Source organism: Gilliamella sp. LMG 34360, assembly GCF_984568995.1.
Genome location: NZ_OZ474900.1, coordinates 1033853 through 1051969 on the forward strand (window position 1 = coordinate 1033853; position 18117 = coordinate 1051969).

Consider the following 18117-nt stretch of genomic DNA (forward strand, 5'->3'; position numbering starts at 1 on the left):
TTTGTATTGATAAAATAGCTAGTCAGGGGGATAAGTGAATCTAAATAATGCACACAAAGGTTATGATTACCAAGACCTGATTACTAGTTATTTTATTCTTAAGGAAATATTATCTGGCCACCTATCAACTGAATTTTCAATCGATAAAAAAAACACCTTGAATGATAGATTTGATGATTTAGTAATTAATACTGGCGAAAATATACAAAGAAAACAAATTAAATATAGTAATGAAGATACATCAAAAAAATTAAAAAAAGAATATTTTTCAAGTGATAGCACTCATAAAATTTCACTCCATATGTTATATGAAACTTGGAAAATATTAGAAACACCAGAGACCGAGTTTAGATTATGTCTAGCGTGGGACGAACCGACTGATGAAGATATAATCAAAGTTCTAACTGAACAACCGTCTCACTATTCCTCCTTTGATACTTTTCCAACTAAAATATTTAAAATTAATTTAGATAAACTTTGGGAAGAAAAACCAGAAAATTTTAATCGCTGGGATAGTTTAAAAAAGTATGTAAAGGATAATAACGTTGATAGAAATGACTTTAGAAAATTTTGTAATAACTTATTCATAGAACTTGCTTTACCCAAAGCAAGTTTGAAATTCGATAAACCCACTGATTTAGAGAAAATATTAATTAAACAAGCTGAAATATTAGGTATAGGCCAATATCCAAATGATGATGTTTATGTTAATGATTTCTTAATTCGACTTGTAAAACTAGTTGGTCATTATCGAGCAAACTCATCAATTATTACAGTTAGTGATATTTTAAGTGAATTAAGAATTAGAACTGATTATGGAAAAATTGAGCAAAAGTTTCAAATTGATCAAAGCATAAATATTAATTCTATTAAAGAATACTCTCAATTTTTGGAGACTGTCACTAAAAATAAAAAGACTCTATTCCTTGGAGAACCAGGAGCGGGAAAATCTTGGTTTTTAACTAATTTTATAGAGTATCTTGAATCAAAAAATATATCTGTCATTCAGCATTATTGTTTTACAGATACAGATGATGAGTTCTTTGAGCACAGGGTACAAACAGATATATTTTATGGTAATTTAATTTCTGCAATTATAGAAAAATTCCCTGAATTAACAGAACATAAAAAAAATAAATATGCGGCCAATTTAGAGGAGTTAAATTTACTATTGTTAGAAATTAAAACCCCTTTAATCCTGATAATAGATGGTTTGGATCATATTGAAAGAGTATTAAATATATCCTCTACATTATCGTACAATAAAACCAGAATTTTGGATGCAATCTCTAAAATAGTTATTTCACAGAATATAGCCGTTATTTTAGGATCCCAAAGCGTCGATGAAGTTGCTTTTCTTAAAGATAAAACTGGGTATGTTTTGGAAGAGATGCCAAAATGGAACATTGAACGTACAAGAGAACTTATGGGCAAATACCATTGTCCAGATCTACAATTTGATAGTCACAATCTATCATATTATCTTTATAATAAAAGCGAGGGTAATCCACTTTATCTAACCTATATTTTAAAATCACTCTGTAATGTTGAGCTGATTAATCAACATGTTATTGAAACATTACCAGCTTATGATTTTAATCTTAAAAGTTATTATGAATATCTAGTTAGTAAACTGAATAGAAATATGACTGCTGATATTTTGTCCTGTTTGGAGTTTTCTGTCAGTCGCTCTGAGCTTAAACAAATAACACCATACTCACGGTATTTAGAGGATGATATAAAGATATTATCCCCTATTGTTTCAGAAAATGTATCGAGAGGTGGATTAAAACTATATCATGACAGCTTTAGGCGATTTAATATAGAAAAACTAACTGTTACTGATAAACAAGAGTTATATAAACTCATTACCGACTGGCTTAGTAAAAAAGGATTCTATCAGGATGCTAAAGCATATAGATATCTAGTCAGATATTTAGTGATCTCAGAACAGTATAAAAAAGCAAAAGAACTCGCAAATATTAATTTTTTAACAAACAGTTTATATAATGGATATTCAGAAACCTTAATTAAAAATAATTTTAGATATTTTTTACAAGTATCTGAAAAACTACAAGATTGGCCTTTTTTTATTTATTTAAGTGAATTAAATAGAACAATTTTCACAACCGTTTCAGAAGATCATCATAGTTTGATACTACAAAATTTTGAGTTGTATTTTGAAGCTATTTGCTCAATATATGGTGCAAACAAAGCGCATGACCTATTATTTTTCAATGGGGATAAAAATTATAGTGAGTCTACGACTGCACAAGCTTTTTACATCTTATTAAAATATAATTATTCACCTAAATGGTCTGCAATTAAATCACTATTTGAAGATAAGATTCAATTAGACGATTTAAAGTATTATATTTGTTACTTGATTGAAAAAAATGAAGATTTAGCCAGTATAGCTAGAAAAGCAATAGATAAAAATCTTCCTGATTTTTTTGAGGTGTTTATTGCTGAAATTTTCAACCAAAAAGGCTTTCAAGGAATATTAGATATCTATAACAGCCTCGATGATAAAAAACAAAAGATAGCATTTAGTATCAATAATACTTTGGATGGCACTAATTGTATTCAAAGGATAGATATTAATATTACAGCCCCCCCGAAATTGGTACCCTTAAGTTTATTTTTTATAGAACAATATAGAGAACCAAAAATAATTCGTGACACTCTTCAATATATTAAGTTGTATTCTATTTTTGATATGGAAGCCTTAAATCAATTTGAAAAAAATATACCATCAAGAAACTTTATTTATAATTGGGTAAAATTTTATATCAGGTTTCTAAATATAGAGAAGAATTACAAGGGGGATGAGTTAGAAAATAGAATTGTTAGAAATATAGAGTTTTTGGTTAGTGATTCCAAGTTTTTTAAAGACGATCCCAGACTATATGATTTTACTCGTTACAATAGTGGCTTAATATCAAATTCAATTATTCAACATTTAAAGTATGTCGTCTCAGAGAAATCGTGGAAAAGTATTATCTCATCTTTGAGTAAAATTAATAACTATGTCTCAGTGATTCCTCAAATAGAAAGACAATTTTTAAATTCTTATAACATTCAGTTTATCATCGATGCTTATGAACGTTTTGATAATGAAGAAGAGTTAACGTATCAAGATCATGCAGAATATTCTTTTAAGAAGGCAATATACTACGGAAAGATAGGTAAAACAGAAAAAGCTAAAGAAGAACTTAAACGAGCACTATTATTTATCACTGGGTATACTTTTCGCAAAGACACAAGTTTAGAAGAGGTTATTAAGCCTTTATCCGCTTTAAATGCAGCCGATTCCATAATTGCAAATAAATATGTTAAAAAACTTAAATATTTAACTGATGCTGTTATGAAACATACAGAAGAGGGGAAAGGTATAAGATGGCTCACTATTAATTGGTTTGAAAAACTGATAGAGATTGATTATGTGTTAGCTGTGAAATATCTGATTAATCAGTTTACGTTTCAGCCATACTTCTGGAAATTAGATTATATGTTTGTTGATTACTTACGAGACAGCCACATTAAAGTTGACCCTATTATTCTCACTTTTTTATATAGACTATCTCCAACCAATACTCGTTCTGAATATTTAAATAATTTTTTAGATGTGCTTGAAAAACTGAAAAGTATAGATCATTATTTAACTAAATCTACTTTAATCCTTTTATCCATCCGAGATTGGAATAATTCAGATGAAAACCTAGATAAAAATATAAAATTAAAATTTCATAATTTGTTGGATTTTTTTAGTTTAAATATCCCTGATTGCTTGTATAAGAATTCTAAGGAACAATCGACTACAATTTCTAATCATTCAAAAAAGTTAGAAGAAATTATAGATGAACTGTGTATAAAATCTTTATTACATGAAAAATCAGACACAGAATTAGTTGAATATTTTGATAAGCAGTATCCACTATTAGAAAAGGATTACAATTATCTTTATTTCTTTTTGCAAGAAAAAAATAATAATGCTCAGATTACCACTTTATTGTTAACTATTATTAGACGAAATTTTAAATCAACAGAAGATTCTGAAAATTTACGTTTGATAATAGATAAACTATCTATTTGTAACGAAGATAAAATATTACTTTTAATTAATAATTTTGTTTATTCTAAAGGAGGTTGGTTTGAGAACTTTGTCGATAAAGAATCATTAAAAATTGCAGTAAAACTTGATAAAAAACGTTCAATGGAGATTCTAGCAGAGACATTACGCCTATATTTTTCAAGCTTCAATTACTCACCTGAATCAACCGCTAATTTAATTATTGCCTTTGAATATATAGACATCAATAATGAAATAATAGTAGCAATGTATGAAGAAGGTTATAAGTACATGGAAAGTCGATTGCCAGACGAAAACCAGTTTGATTGGCTGGATATAGAAGCCTCTGAAATGTTAGATATGAATGCTAATGAACTTGCGATAACGTTAATATTCAGCAAATCTAATCATCAAGATGTGTCTGTTCAACAAGACATCATTGCCGCTATTAGCTATCTCATGCACTATGATCGTGATTTATTAATCAAACCACTTAAATGGCTTTTTAATCACAGTAAACGTTTTAATCAATTGTTTATTGCTGCGTTATTAGAATTATTGTTAATTGAAAAAGAGGAGCATCATTCATTTTTAATAGCGATAAAAAATGAATTACACAATTGTTATTTGATTGAAAATTTATATATTCATAATTCATTGGATGAGATTTTGGATGGGCTGAGATAATGGATGAATTACAAGAAATAATCAAACGTAAACTATCTCGATACTCAAATATAGACATTATTTTGCCGAAAAATATGCAGGAAAAGGTATTAAGTACTGTTCAAAAAAAAGTAAATGATACTTTTGTAAATCGTTCTTATGGTTTTTTGTCACCAAATGTATATTTAGAGAGTTTGGTATTTGAGAATGTTTGTAGTTTTTTATATCACCAATATAAAGATGCGGTGATCTTTGAAAAAAATACAAAACTAGATATTAAATCAATTATTGCGACGTCTCAATCATTAATCCAAAGACCTGATATCAAAAAACCTTCAGAAACAATCCAAGGTTTTTCAGAGCCTTGTTATGATAATGATTATGTAATCATTGCAAGATGTGAAAGAGAACTTATTTTAAAACGCTCATATGAAAATTCTAATGACAAAGGGAGAATAGTATTTGAAGGTTTACTTCCTTTTAGAATAGAAACAAACCCATTGCTCTATAAATGTTTAGCACATAATATCTGGACAAATGATTTCGGTGTGAACGAGCAAATGATACAAGGACTTCATATAAATATAAATAGTATTGAGCCTTTATTTATTATATGGGTAAATAGTCATTTATTGCTCATGCTAAACTTAAAACTAGATGATTATAAAAAAGGTTTAAGAGCATTAAATAATGAAGGTGAGGTTATTCTACTGTTTAGGCGGTGGCGAGACCAATTGATTGGTAAACATTCTTTTGATGGCACAAATGCAAATATAGCTAAATTAGAAGGCTGTGATTTAATTTTGAGAACAGATTATTTTAATCAACTAAAAAAAATTATTCCTGATTTAGTTTTTTATTCGCAAGTGGTTGGTGGTTAAACAGAGATATAAACAAACTGATACTCGCTTATATATCGAAAATTTTAGACGTAAAATCCTTTTATCTGAAAGCATGATAGCAGAAGGGGTTACTTTCCCTATTTTAGACTGTTCAACACATTTTTTCTACACTGCTTTGGCAAAGCGCCTATCCATAATTTTTTTCACATAATACTCAATAGCAATATGATGTTCACGACCTACCCGAGCAATAAATGTCTGTAAATCCTTGAATGAGGAGTAAAGCGTATCCCTAATAAGATTATCGAAATCATGTTGAGTAAAAGGCTTACCTCCTATAACCATCGAACTTTGTAATAATGTATGAGCCACAACTTCGAGAATGGCGCTTCGGTAGTCATCTGAAAGTAAAATAGCTAAATCGGTGTAGCAAATATTAAATGCAAAGCTGCGCTCCATAAATCCACATTGGACATAAATTGCATAGATTACCTGTTCACCCTCTTTAAGTATGTGGGGTTCGAATCCATCACCCATTAATCGTATTAGTTTCATCCCTTTCTATTCCTTTTTAATTGTTTTAAGTTTTATTATTTGGATATGCTAATATTCTATCAGAATGATGAAAAACTAGTCTATTGAAATTAGTTAAACAACCCCATAAATGATGGCAGATTATTTATTGTAAAAAGGTTTAAATTCATAGTTCTATATCAATCATCTGTTATTGTCTACTCCCTAAAAAAGCCTAATTTTACAGGTTGATGCAGTCTTTTTTATGTTTTAATCAAAGCTCAATAATAGGTACAACGCTTTTAAAAAGTGTACGCTAAACCTTGTTTGTTAAGAGCGATTCATTTTTTGATGGCAACCTTGCCGCGGTCGACCCTTGGCAACAAGCATGATTTTTTTTCCTGTTTTTTTATTCATACAAAGTTATCTTATTTCCCCATCTCGTTTATCCGAACGGTTTGATGAAGCGTATTGGTTATCCGAACAAACGGTGCTGTCAAATTAACACATCTTTTGTATAGACAAAGAAATAGTATATGTAGCGCCAACTTTCATTCAATGCTCTCTTTTTTAAATTAAAACGAAATATCCAAGATTTGGCTCCTGATTCTCTAACGCAAAGCCAAAGTCCCCTCCATCGCCATAACAATCAGCTGTATTTATTTTTTTCACAGATAAACTTGTCAGTTTTTCAATAAATCTTGCCATGAATAATTCCCCAACATTTTTTTAATAAGTTGAATTATACAAAGCGAAATCATAGTATTTAATGAAAAATACAAAACTGTTCTAGTATTTTTCGTTATCCGATTTAGTATACGATCTAAGCGTGGATTGAAATGAATTACTTTGGATGAGTATAAGATTAATGAAAAAGTGGAAATAAAAAAATCCACGCAACCGCATGACTATCATGATTTTAGTGGATTCTATTACGTTGCAGTGGATTCTGCCATAAAAATAAATGGCGAAAGCGTAGAAAAAATAAAAGCCACCCGTCACTAAATCTATAATATTGATTATTAATAATATTTATACGTTAAAAAATTTTCATAAAATTCCATTGGACATTTCGTTGGACGTTCGAATATAGAACTTATTTTGAGTAAAATAATATTATTTTTAATCAAAGTTAAACCTAAATTTTGAGTGTCTCAAATTATTTATTGGTTAACTATTTTAGCTTTTCTTTGTTGAGTTTGTTAAATATACTGATAAAGTTTAACCAATCAAACCCATTAGGAGTTTTTGATATGCCAATTGGAAACATCAAGAAAAGCCGTAGTATTGTGGTACAAGGAACGCCTGTTACGATTACAAACAATCATGAGCAAGATTATATTTCACTGACTGATATGGTGAAAAACTTTGAGGGTGGTAGTGCTTTATAGAGCAATGGCTGAAAAATAAAGACACAGTACTATTTTTAGGTGTATGGGAAAAATTAATAACTCCTGTTTTAATTCCCTCGAATTCGAGGGAATTTAAAAATGAAGCTGGTCGAAACAGTTTCTACCTCTCTGCTAAGAAATGGAGTGATCTCACCTGAGCTATTGGCCTACAAGCCAAGGCCGGTCGTTACGGTGGCACTTATGCCCATAAAGATATTGTTTTTGAGTTCGGATCATGGCTCATCCCTGAATTCAAGCTTTATCTAATTAAAGAATTTCAAATATTTAAAGATGAATAAGCCAAAGCAATGTCACTGGAATGGAATTTCCAACGTACTTTGGCAAAGGTCAACTACCGCATACATACAGATGCCATTAAAGAACACTTGATTCCGATACAATTAACAAATGCACAGACAGGGAAAGTGTAAGCCAGTGAAGCAGACTTACTGAATATGGCTTTGTTTGGTATGACAGCAGCACAATGGCGACAAGCCAATCCTGATCAAAAAGGAAACATACGTGATGTTGTTACATTAGAGCAATTGGTCGTTTTATCTAATCTGGAAAGTATTAACTCAGTCTTAATTCATCTAGGTATAAGTGCTTGCGAACGCTTGATACAACTCAATAGTATTGCGATTAATCAAATGCAATCTTTGGTCAATATTTCTGAAACGAAGAATCTTATTATTCAGTTAGTAGTATATAAACGATAATACAGTGTATTTTAGGTATGTAATGCCTGAAATACGCTGTACAAACAGTAATGTTTTCCACACATAATGTCATTATTATCAATTATTAAAGCTCGTTTCAGTTGTGATGGTCTCAGCCCCAAACTAGATAAACATGTTCTGCTAAAATGAGCCGAATCAGAAAATCCCATATCACTGGCTAATTTTGTCAGTGTTGTAGGGGAGTCGAGTATATCAATTACATCCTGTAATCTTTTCCACAATAGATAACCCCTGAAATTAATACCCAACTCAGAACGAAAAAGATGAAGAAAGCGACTTTCAGAAAGGTGTATTTTTTCGGCGATTTCCCTCGATGAAATTTGCTTTATGGGTAATGATGAAATAATAGAGACTGCTTTATTAATGCGGTTATCTTGATCACATGAACAATTAGGATCTGACTCACATAATAACTTATAGACGTGATAAAGCTCAAATGGTTGGCTAATAGTAACAGATTTTATAAAATAACTGGCAATTTTTAATGCTTCTTTGTGAGTAAGGAAATAAACAGGATTAGTTTCAGTAAAATGCGATAATAAGTGATAATAGGGATCTTCTGGGCCAATAAGCAAATTAATACAACAGACATCTGGTGCGCTCAGTTTATGGGGAACATTTGATTGAATAATAAAACCAAACACATCTTTTTTTTCATCTGGTGTTTCTAGCTCAAAAGACATATTGTGCAATGATATTGTCAATTGAAGAGAAGGGTGACGATGCCAATCTGTCGTGATATTGTTTATAAAAAGCAATGTAGATAAATTTTGTCGGTGCACTTTAACTAACAAATCATTGTCTAACATGATATTTTATCCTTGCTAAATAAACATCTTTGTCATTAAAAACAGTAATATAAATCATATGTAAAGACTATACATATATACGTAATTCGATTAACTTAAACTAACTAAAGGATAACACATATCATGTATAAAGTTAATCAAGAACAATACAAACGTATTTTTGGATATTTTAAACCTATCACCAAAAACTTTATTATAGGATCTCAAAATATTTCGCAATCTTTTTGCCATTTTTCAGTAGATAATTTTAATATTAATAATTTTGATGATTTACCATTAAAATTAAAAAAAAAAAGATATTCAATACTTTCCAGTAAGAAGAAAAATAGAGTTCTTAGCTGGTGGAGTGTGTTCTGCTACGGCATTAGAAAACGTATTGCGTGATGGAGAATATTACTGGAGACTAAAAAGTTCCAACGGAGCCGTTTTATGGCCTAAAAACATAGCTGGTTCAATATCTCACTCTAATAATTTTGTAACTGCGGTTACAATAAAACATTCAAATGAAGTTCAAAGCATAGGAGTTGATATAGAAAAAATAATGTCCACTCAAAAAGCAATTGATTTAAGTCAAACGATCCTAAAATGCCCTACTCCCAGTGACATGATAATGGACATAACACATACATTACTTTAGTATTTTCAGCCCAAGAGAGTTTATATAAGGCGTTTAGCTCAACTGGTATTACACTTTCATATGAAGATATTTTTTGCATAGGTATAAACAAAGAAAAAAACATGTACATTACATGTAGGTAATCCGATCAATAAAGTTTTTGAAGTTCATTTTTATTTTTCAAAATATTATAATCTTGTTATGACTTACGTACTTATCTAACCAACTATTTTTCTATTTCATTCTTTGATGTAATGGTTGATTTTGCAAACCAAACAACTATGATTAATAGTAGAAAAATAATTCCATATAGCCAAAAAATTTCGTTGGTTGCGATTACCAGCCCCTGATTAGTAATATTTTGTGCTAGTTTTGCCGAAGCTTGAGTTTCAGAAAAACCTTGCAACTGAAACTGCTGATATGTGTATTCTAGCGTTTGTATATTTTGATTCATTAGATCAGTTAGTTGGTTGTGATGAATTGCTTCACGATGTTCCCATAATGAATTTGTTAAAGAAGTACCAATGGAAGTAGATAATGTTCTAAAAAAATTAAATAAACTTCCTGCTGCCGCTAACTTGTGAGAAGGTATATCAGTTAAAATTATTATATTCAAAGGCATAACAAAGCAAGCTATCGCAAATCCTTGAAAGAATTGGGGCCATGCAGAACTCGAAAAATCCATATTAGGCTCAAACGAGTAAGCTCTCCAAAAAAAGCACAAAGCAAAAACAATGAAACCAAAAGTCACAAGCTTCCTCATATCTAAATAAGGAACAAAACGGCCGACTATTGGAGCAAGAACGATAGGAACTAAACCGATGGGAGACAATGCTAATCCTGCCCACGTTGCAGTATAACCAAAAACTCGTTGTAATAGCTGTGGTTGTAAAACTAATGTCCCTATATGTAGCAAAAATGCCAAACTTATGCAAATCGTCCCTACTGTAAAATTTCTTGATCTAAATAAAGATAGATCAACAATTGGATCATTCGATGTCATTTCCCAAAGAACAAAAAAAGAAAGTGTTACTAACGCTATCACAGATAAAATAATAATTTCAGATGAATTAAACCAATCCAGTTCTTTCCCTCTATCTAAAATAAGCTGTAAACTACCAACACCAAATATTAATAAAGCAAGCCCAATAGTATCTATTCGAGATTTGCTTATTTCTGTTTCTCGTCCTTTTAATAATATTTTAATACTTATCCAAGCTATTAGACCAATTGGCACATTTAGTAAAAAAATCCAGCCCCAAAATAAATTGTCACTTATCCATCCACCCAAAATAGGTCCACAGACGGGAGCAATAATAATAGTCATCGACCATATTGCTAAAGACATATTTTTTTTGGAATTTGGAGAGTTAGCTAATAATAAGCTTTGAGAAAGAGGAATAATTGGTCCAGAAACCGCACCTTGTAGTACTCGTGAAATAATTAACATTTCAAGGCTGTTAGAGACACCACATAACCAAGAGGCTAAAACAAACAAGAAAATTGAAAACAAAAATAACTTAACTTCCCCAAAGTACTTAGCTAGCCATCCAGATAAAGGAATTGAAATGGCATTGGATACGGCAAATGATGTAATTACCCATGTTGCTTGGCTAGTTGATGTTCCTAGGTTTCCAGCAATAGTAGAAAGTGCTACATTGGCAATTGTTAAATCTAAAATTTGTAAGAAGGCCACTGTTGCCAATGCAACAATAAGCCCAATTAATTTTGCACCTGATAGATATAATGGTGACATTTTATGATTCACTGAATATTACTCTCTAAAATTAAGTTATTTTGCATAATTTCTCGTACTAGTTGCTCGAATTCATCTAAGTCGTAAGCAAGTACATCTGTTTGATATTTAATTTCTTGAGGTGAAATATCAGTAAGTAATTTTCCACTTACATCACTGGTATCCACTGTTACATACATAGATAACCCCACCCGTAATGGATATTCCTTAATTTGCTCTTTATTCAATTCAATACGAACAGGTAAACGCTGAATTACTTTAATCCAATTTCCTGTTGCATTTTGTGCTGGTAATAACGAAAATGCACTTCCCGTTCCCATAGCAATTCCTGTAATCACCCCGTCGAATTTAATATCATCTCCATAATAATCACTAGTTAACTTAACTTTTTGTCCTAATCGAATGTGTTTTAGTTGAACTTCTTTAAAGTTAGCTTCTACCCAAACTTGATCCAAAGGAACAATAACTAATAATCGTTCTCCTCTATTAACCTGTGTTCCAACTTGGACTTGGCGCCTTGAAACATATCCAGTGACAGGGGAAACAATTGTTACTCGTTTTAAGTTAAGCCAAGCTTCCTTTAGTTTAGAAATAGCTTGCTGAATACGTGGCTGTTCTAATAATGAATTCTGCATTAATAGGGCATTATTAATTTCTAACTCTTGCTTGGAAATATTTAAGTCATTTGACGCAATTAATACATCTTGCCTAGCATGCTCTATTTCTTCTTGTGAAATAGCATTACGAGACCAAAGGCCTTCTCTCCGAGCTAAATCTTTTTCTAATTTATCTAATGTCGCTTGCTTTAATTGAATACTTGCTAACAATTTTTCAGTTGTCAGTTTGATCTGTTGAGTTTCTCTTATTACCTTGGCTAATTCATTTTTTGCATAACTAAAATTATTTTCAGCATCAATTGATTCTAATTGAGCGATAACATCTTTTTTTCTCACAAAGTCATTATCATCAACGTAAATGGAGGAGATTCCTCCGCTTATTTGAGTATGAATTGGAATTTGATTTCCCATAACATACGCATTATCTGTAGATTGTGTAAACCGAGAAAACATGTACCAAAAAATGAAGTATCCTATCCCTGAAACTAGGAAAATAACAGATAAAATAATCAATTTTTTATATCGTGTTAAACCATTGAATTTTCGGCCATCGGTTTTGTTTTCCATCGTACACTCCATTTACATCTTTCATTTTAATTATTGCTTCTATGAACAGCATCACAAAATGCTGTTTCATTAAGCAGACGTTCCACCATCCATAACTAGAGTTTGACCCGTAATATAATTACCCCCACAACCGAGTAAAAAATTCACAGACATAACCATTTCCTTATTATTTTCCATTATGTTACTTCATCTCTTGTTTGGTTATTAGATTGTGAAAAGTTAACGGCATTGTATAAATGGGTAAGTAATATTGTCTTGAACAAATAAGCTAACTTCATTTTATAAAAAAATCATTGATTTATTTAACTCTTTATATTTCAAATAGTTATTTATTCTTTGACAATTATTTTTATTTAAAAAAAAGAATGAGAGATCTAATATAGCTAGTTTATTCAATTAGAGGATAAAATTCATGACTTACGACTGTGTAATCATTGGTGCTGGACAAGCTGGACTGTGTTTAGCATCATTTCTGACTAAAAAAAATATCACTGTTCTCATATTAGAAAGAGATGAACGTATAGGAGACGTCTGGCGTAGACGACCAGATAGTATGCGGTTGTTTACACCAAGAGCAATGAATCAGCTACCAGGTTTAATTATGGCTGGTGATCAAAAAGGGTATCCAGATAAGCATGAAGTGGCTGATTACTTAGAGTTTTACGCTCAACATAACAAATTACATGTATTGCTAAATAAAAATGTATATTCTGTAGAATATAATGATCAAATTTATTCTTTAAAAACTCAAGATGGAGAAACTTTTCAAGCAAAGTGTTTGGTCAATGCAACAGGGGCAAATCAGAAAGTTAATGTTCTTGATATTTCCAGAGATATTCCAGCAGAGATACAGCAGCTGACAATAGATCAGTATCAAAATCCAAAACAACTGTTTTCAAAAAATATTGCAATAATTGGTGATGGTTCTGGTGGCCGCCAAGTTGCTAAAGAGTTAGCTGAAACACATAATGTAACTTTGTTTTGTGGCTCTCCTCGTCCATTTGCTCCTCAGGAACTGTTTGGAATAAACACATTAATTTTATTAAAAAAATTGTCTATTTTAAATTCTGACTCTCGAAGCATTATAGGTCGTTGGCTTAGGAAACGAAATTTAATACCTTGTAACAATATTACCAATAAAATTCTGAATAAAAAAGGAGTTAGGCTTTACTCTAAACTTACTAGCGTAGATGGTAAGAAGTTAATTTCCGAAAGTGGCGAAAACTGTGAACCACATATTGTTATTTGGAGTCTAGGATATAAAGAAGATACAGATTGGTTGACTATTCCTCATTCTTCCAATTCAGACGGGTTTATTTGTCAAGTTGGACATAATGCTGGAGGTAAGACTCCTTATCCCGACTTATTTATTGTTGGAAAAAAATGGTTAAGTTGTCGTGCATCAGAACTAATTTATGGAAGTGTCAATGATGCTCAACGAGTAGCTAATTTTGTTGAAATGGCTTTAAAAAACAAGTGATTTATATGTCTGCAACAAAGTCAGGGAGACTCATAATCGTGTGAAATATACAGAACACCACCACGTTATGAAGCAAAAATGAGCTGATTTAATTGATAAATGGAATAAACAAGGTCTAGAAGAATAAAACTACACCGATTGCAGAGAATGATTCGAATTTCTCTGCTACTTCTAGCTCAGTTCAATCGAATCAGACAGATGTTTTACTATCCCAGAGAACTTACACTCGCTACATTACTTAATATAAATTCCGAGACTACTAATTAACAAGCTAAATAAATACCTCGCCATATTGATGAGCACATTCAGCAAATGTTTTTTGGCTGTCTCTTTCAATTTTTTCCTGAATAACAGTTTTTTGGCGTTTTTGCAGTGGATTGATCTTTTCTCTTAACAACTTTCGACTGTTGCGCGCTTCTTCTCTTGCTTCTAACAAAGAAACAGTATGTGTAGCACCAAGTCCCATTTTATGTTCTTTTTTTTCAAAGCTAAAGCGAAACATCCAAGATTCAGCTCCCTCATGACTAACGCGAAGTCAAAGTCTTGCACCATCGCTATAATCACCTGCTTTATTTATTTTTTTCACAGATAAAGTTGTCAGTTTTTCAATTAGCCTTGCCATGAATAATCCCCCCAACATTTTTTTAATGCGTTGAATTATGTAGAACGAGATAGGCGCATTTAATAAAAAATACAAAACAGTTCGAGTATTTTTCATTGGACGTTTTGATGGGCGTTCTAAGCGTGGATTGAAATGGATTACTCTGGATGAGTATGGAATGAATAATAAAAATGAAAGCAAAAAAAATTCACTTAAACCCTTTATGATAAAGGTCAAAATGAATTTCTCTGGATTGCTGTGGAACCCGCCACAAAAAATAGATGGCGGAAGCGCAGAGATTCGAACTCTGGGAGGGTCGCCCCTCGCCGGTTTTCAAGACCGGTGCTTTCAACCGCTCAGCCACACTTCCGCAATGGCTGTGCATATTAAAGTAGACTTACTTATTTGTAAATAGGTATTTTAAATTTTTTGATTGTTTGCTTTAATTTTCATCAAATCTAGCCATAATTAGTGTAAATATGGCGCTTTCACTATCAAAATAGTGTTGGAATTTATTTTAACGGGTATAATATGGCACAAATAAAAATGCGTGTTTACAAAAATGTTAGAGCAAATACAAACTGATGATAATGGTTATTTAAAAAATTGGCAGGATTGGACTGTTGATTTGGTTCCTTTATTGGCAAAAAAGGAGTCTATTGAATTAACTGATGCACATTGGGAAGTGATTTTATTTGTCCGTGATTTTTATTTAGAGTATAAAACATCGCCGGCGATTAGAGCGTTAGTTAAAGCGATGGAAAAAAAATTTGGTGTAGAAAAGGGTAATAGCCGTTATTTATATAAATTATTTCCTGATGGCCCTGCTAAACAAGCAACTAAACTTGCAGGCTTACCAAAACCCGTTAAATGTATCTAAATAAGCGAATAGAATAATCTCATGATTAGATGGAAATTGCCTTTAATTTTACTTCTTGTGCTTGGTTATTTGCAATACTCGCTATGGTATGGCAAAAATAATATTTATGATTATCAAGATAATCTACAAGTGTTGGCTGATCTTCATGAGCAAAATGCACGATTAAAAGATCGTAATGAACAGATGTTTGCCGAGATTAATAGTTTGCAGCAAGGTTCTGAAGCGATAGAAGAGCGTGCGCGCAACCATTTAGGTATGGTAAAACCGAATGAATATTTCTATCGAATTATTAAAGATCCCAACCCGCAATCTCAATAAGGCGTAAAGTGAATAGTACCAGTAATATTGTCGCAATTGTTCCAGCTGCTGGCATCGGTTGCCGTATGAATAATCAAATACCAAAACAATATTTGAAAATTGGCTCCATGACGGTCATTGAGCATACTTTAAATAAGCTATTATCGCATCCTAAAATTACACAGGTGATTGTCGTTATTAATCGCGAAGATGTAATATTTAAAACACTTGCAATTGCTTTGCATGATAAGATAAAAGTCACTATAGGTGGAGAAACCCGTGCCGAGTCGGTATTAGCGGGTTTGCATTTATTATATGATAATCAATGGGCGCTGGTTCATGACGCAGCAAGACCTTGTGTTTGCCATGATGATATAACACAATTAATTGATATTGTACTCAATGCACAACAAGGCGGTATTTTAGCTACTCGCGTCAGCGATACCATAAAGCGTGCTTATCAAAATAATGATAATATTATTGAATACTCCGAAGACAGAAATTATTTATGGGCAGCAGCAACGCCACAGTTATTTAAAGCAAATGAGCTAAAATCATGTTTGCAGCAGGCTTTAGATAATCATATGACAATTACTGACGAAGCTTCTGCCATTGAATATTGTGGTGGTCATCCATTACTGGTTGAATGTCGCCGCGATAATATCAAAATTACTCGACCTGAGGACTTAGCGTTGGCCACTTTTTATTTAACTACATAAATGACAATAGGTAGAATTATGCGAATAGGTCATGGATTTGATGTTCATAAATTTGGAGGGGAAGGCCCCATAACGCTTGGAGGAGTGAAAATTCCTTATCAATATGGTCTGGTTGCTCATTCCGATGGGGATGTGGTATTACATGCCATAACTGATGCGTTAATTGGTGCATTAGCGTTAGGAGATATTGGTAAACTTTTTCCTGATAACGATCCTCAATATAAAGGAATTGATAGCCGAATATTATTAAGAAAAGTTTATAGCATTATTCAAAACAAAGGTTATGAACTTGTTAATTTAGATACGACTATTATTGCTCAAGAGCCTAAAATGCGTGGGCATGTCGATCAAATGCGAGTTAATATTGCTGAAGATCTTAATGTTCACTTTGATCAAATTAGTGTCAAAGCAACCACTACAGAACAATTAGGTTTTACCGGGCGTAAAGAGGGTATAGCCTGTGAAGCAGTCGTATTACTTACTAAAATAGCTAAAGTCAATTAAATCAAAAGATAGGTAGCATTCGTGTTAACAGAACTGAATTATTTTTATGGTAAACCAACAGTAACAGGACAATATAAACAACAATATGAAGATTTTATTGTTACTGAAGATCTCGGATTTGAGCTAACCGGTGATGGTGAACACGTCTTGGTTTATCTTCAAAAACGTGATTGTAATACGATATTTGTTGCTGAGCAATTAGCTAAATATGTGGGTATTTCAGCCAAGTTAGTCAGTTATGCAGGATTAAAAGATCGCCAAGCGGTCACTCGTCAGTGGTTTAGTTTACATATGCCAGGTCAAGCAACACCTGATTTTTCGGATTTTAATTTAGACGGATGTGAAATTTTAAAAATTACACGACATAATAAAAAATTAAAAATAGGGGCTTTGAAAGGCAACTATTTTGATATTACGTTGAAAATGCTAAGTGATAAATCAGGGATTGAGACTAAATTAGCGTTAATTAAAGAAAATGGGGTGCCTAATTATTTTGGCGAACAGCGTTTTGGTCGCGAACAAAATAATATCACTCAAGCTATCAAATGGGCAAATGGCGAGATTTCCGTTAAAGATCGTAAAAAACGCAGTTTTTACCTTTCAGCAGCACGTAGTGCAATTTTTAATGATATTGTCAGTCAACGAATTGCACAAAATTTGCATCGTACCGCGCTTGATGGTGATATATTACAACTTGCTGGGCGTGGAAGTTGGTTTGTTGCAAAAACAGAAGAATTGGATTTATTGCAACACCGTTTAGAAAATCGTGAAATCACGATTACTGCACCTATGCTGGGTGATTCACCACTTGGAACAATGTCTCAAACACTTGAATTTGAAAAAAATTGTTTACAAAATTGGATGACTTTTCTTGAATTATTTAAAAAAGAGCGTATTGAAACTGCAAGGCGCTCTATAGTGGTCTATCCTTTAGAACTTAACTGGCAATGGTTAAATGATAATAGTCTTACTATGCGTTTTTATTTACCGTCAGGATGTTACGCCACAAGTGTGATACGTGAATTGATAATAGGAAATGAGTAATAC

At 32.0% G+C, this 18117-nt stretch carries 17 protein-coding genes, 1 tRNA gene and 1 pseudogene; 11 read left to right on the forward strand and 8 right to left on the reverse strand.

Annotated features, from left to right (window positions below):
• Positions 1 to 34: 34 nt before the first annotated feature.
• On the forward strand, positions 35 to 4759 hold the full coding sequence (locus AC5LW9_RS04670) for a P-loop domain-containing protein (RefSeq protein WP_493456401.1): 4725 nt from the start codon (positions 35 to 37) through the stop codon (positions 4757 to 4759).
• Entirely contained in the window at positions 4759 to 5619 is an 861-nt protein-coding gene (locus AC5LW9_RS04675) for a hypothetical protein (RefSeq protein ID WP_493456402.1), read from the forward strand. Before AC5LW9_RS04670 ends, AC5LW9_RS04675 begins: the two co-directional genes overlap by 1 nt.
• 126 nt (positions 5620 to 5745) lie before the next feature.
• Here the strand turns inward: AC5LW9_RS04675 and AC5LW9_RS04680 are convergent, their stop codons facing one another.
• Positions 5746 to 6135: a hypothetical protein gene (locus tag AC5LW9_RS04680; protein ID WP_110454259.1), complete on the reverse strand. Its 390-nt coding sequence runs from the start codon at positions 6133 to 6135 to the stop codon at positions 5746 to 5748.
• Between the two features lie 528 nt (positions 6136 to 6663).
• On the reverse strand, positions 6664 to 6801 hold the full coding sequence (locus AC5LW9_RS04685) for a hypothetical protein (RefSeq protein WP_181415367.1): 138 nt from the start codon (positions 6799 to 6801) through the stop codon (positions 6664 to 6666).
• Between the two features lie 545 nt (positions 6802 to 7346).
• On the opposite strand from AC5LW9_RS04685, the pseudogene AC5LW9_RS04690 reads away from it, so the two are divergent.
• A pseudogene (locus AC5LW9_RS04690) lies at positions 7347 to 8203 on the forward strand (KilA-N domain-containing protein).
• A gap of 11 nt (positions 8204 to 8214) precedes the next feature.
• Here the strand turns inward: AC5LW9_RS04690 and AC5LW9_RS04695 are convergent.
• Entirely contained in the window at positions 8215 to 9033 is an 819-nt protein-coding gene (locus AC5LW9_RS04695) for an AraC family transcriptional regulator (protein WP_493456403.1), read from the reverse strand.
• Between the two features lie 123 nt (positions 9034 to 9156).
• Between AC5LW9_RS04695 and AC5LW9_RS04700 the strand changes: the two genes are divergently transcribed.
• Both AC5LW9_RS04700 and AC5LW9_RS04705 read left to right on the forward strand, forming a co-directional pair.
• Positions 9157 to 9417 carry a hypothetical protein gene (locus tag AC5LW9_RS04700; RefSeq protein WP_493456404.1) on the forward strand — a complete coding sequence of 87 codons (261 nt, stop codon included), beginning with the start codon at positions 9157 to 9159 and terminating at the stop codon, positions 9415 to 9417.
• Entirely contained in the window at positions 9380 to 9670 is a 291-nt protein-coding gene (locus AC5LW9_RS04705; protein WP_493456405.1) for a hypothetical protein, read from the forward strand. Before AC5LW9_RS04700 ends, AC5LW9_RS04705 begins: the two co-directional genes overlap by 38 nt.
• 205 nt (positions 9671 to 9875) lie before the next feature.
• On the opposite strand, the gene AC5LW9_RS04710 is transcribed toward AC5LW9_RS04705, so the two are convergent.
• The gene (locus AC5LW9_RS04710; RefSeq protein WP_493456406.1) at positions 9876 to 11405 is read right to left on the reverse strand and encodes a DHA2 family efflux MFS transporter permease subunit; all 1530 of its coding nucleotides are present in this window, start codon (positions 11403 to 11405) and stop codon (positions 9876 to 9878) included.
• A gap of 8 nt (positions 11406 to 11413) precedes the next feature.
• Positions 11414 to 12589 (reverse strand): HlyD family secretion protein, encoded by a 1176-nt coding sequence (locus AC5LW9_RS04715; RefSeq protein WP_493456407.1) that lies wholly within the window; start codon positions 12587 to 12589, stop codon positions 11414 to 11416.
• A gap of 412 nt (positions 12590 to 13001) precedes the next feature.
• On the opposite strand from AC5LW9_RS04715, the gene AC5LW9_RS04720 reads away from it, so the two are divergent.
• The gene (locus tag AC5LW9_RS04720) at positions 13002 to 14069 is read left to right on the forward strand and encodes a flavin-containing monooxygenase (RefSeq protein WP_198228759.1); all 1068 of its coding nucleotides are present in this window, start codon (positions 13002 to 13004) and stop codon (positions 14067 to 14069) included.
• A gap of 271 nt (positions 14070 to 14340) precedes the next feature.
• Here the strand turns inward: AC5LW9_RS04720 and AC5LW9_RS04725 are convergent, their stop codons facing one another.
• The 3 genes from AC5LW9_RS04725 to AC5LW9_RS04735 form a co-directional block, all read right to left on the reverse strand.
• The gene (locus tag AC5LW9_RS04725; RefSeq protein WP_198228760.1) at positions 14341 to 14571 is read right to left on the reverse strand and encodes an Arm DNA-binding domain-containing protein; all 231 of its coding nucleotides are present in this window, start codon (positions 14569 to 14571) and stop codon (positions 14341 to 14343) included.
• Between the two features lie 33 nt (positions 14572 to 14604).
• Positions 14605 to 14871 carry a hypothetical protein gene (locus AC5LW9_RS04730; RefSeq protein ID WP_493456408.1) on the reverse strand — a complete coding sequence of 89 codons (267 nt, stop codon included), beginning with the start codon at positions 14869 to 14871 and terminating at the stop codon, positions 14605 to 14607.
• 81 nt (positions 14872 to 14952) lie between these two features.
• A tRNA-Ser gene (locus tag AC5LW9_RS04735) sits at positions 14953 to 15040 on the reverse strand.
• 192 nt (positions 15041 to 15232) lie between these two features.
• On the opposite strand from AC5LW9_RS04735, the gene AC5LW9_RS04740 reads away from it, so the two are divergent.
• The 5 genes from AC5LW9_RS04740 to truD are packed head-to-tail and all read left to right on the forward strand — an operon-like array spanning position 15233 to position 18114.
• Positions 15233 to 15550, forward strand: a complete 318-nt coding sequence (locus AC5LW9_RS04740) for a TusE/DsrC/DsvC family sulfur relay protein (protein WP_086327225.1) — start codon at positions 15233 to 15235, stop codon at positions 15548 to 15550.
• Between the two features lie 21 nt (positions 15551 to 15571).
• Entirely contained in the window at positions 15572 to 15868 is a 297-nt protein-coding gene (gene ftsB, locus AC5LW9_RS04745; RefSeq protein ID WP_039128044.1) for a cell division protein FtsB, read from the forward strand.
• Positions 15865 to 16566, forward strand: coding sequence for a 2-C-methyl-D-erythritol 4-phosphate cytidylyltransferase (gene ispD, locus AC5LW9_RS04750; RefSeq protein WP_370528603.1), 702 nt, complete (start codon positions 15865 to 15867; stop codon positions 16564 to 16566). The genes ftsB and ispD overlap by 4 nt, the downstream gene beginning before the upstream one ends.
• Before the next feature lie 18 nt (positions 16567 to 16584).
• Entirely contained in the window at positions 16585 to 17070 is a 486-nt protein-coding gene (ispF, locus tag AC5LW9_RS04755; RefSeq protein WP_039128040.1) for a 2-C-methyl-D-erythritol 2,4-cyclodiphosphate synthase, read from the forward strand.
• A gap of 21 nt (positions 17071 to 17091) precedes the next feature.
• Complete coding sequence (truD, locus tag AC5LW9_RS04760) at positions 17092 to 18114, forward strand: tRNA pseudouridine(13) synthase TruD (protein ID WP_493456409.1); 1023 nt, start codon at positions 17092 to 17094, stop codon at positions 18112 to 18114.
• The last annotated feature ends 3 nt before the right edge of the window (positions 18115 to 18117 follow it).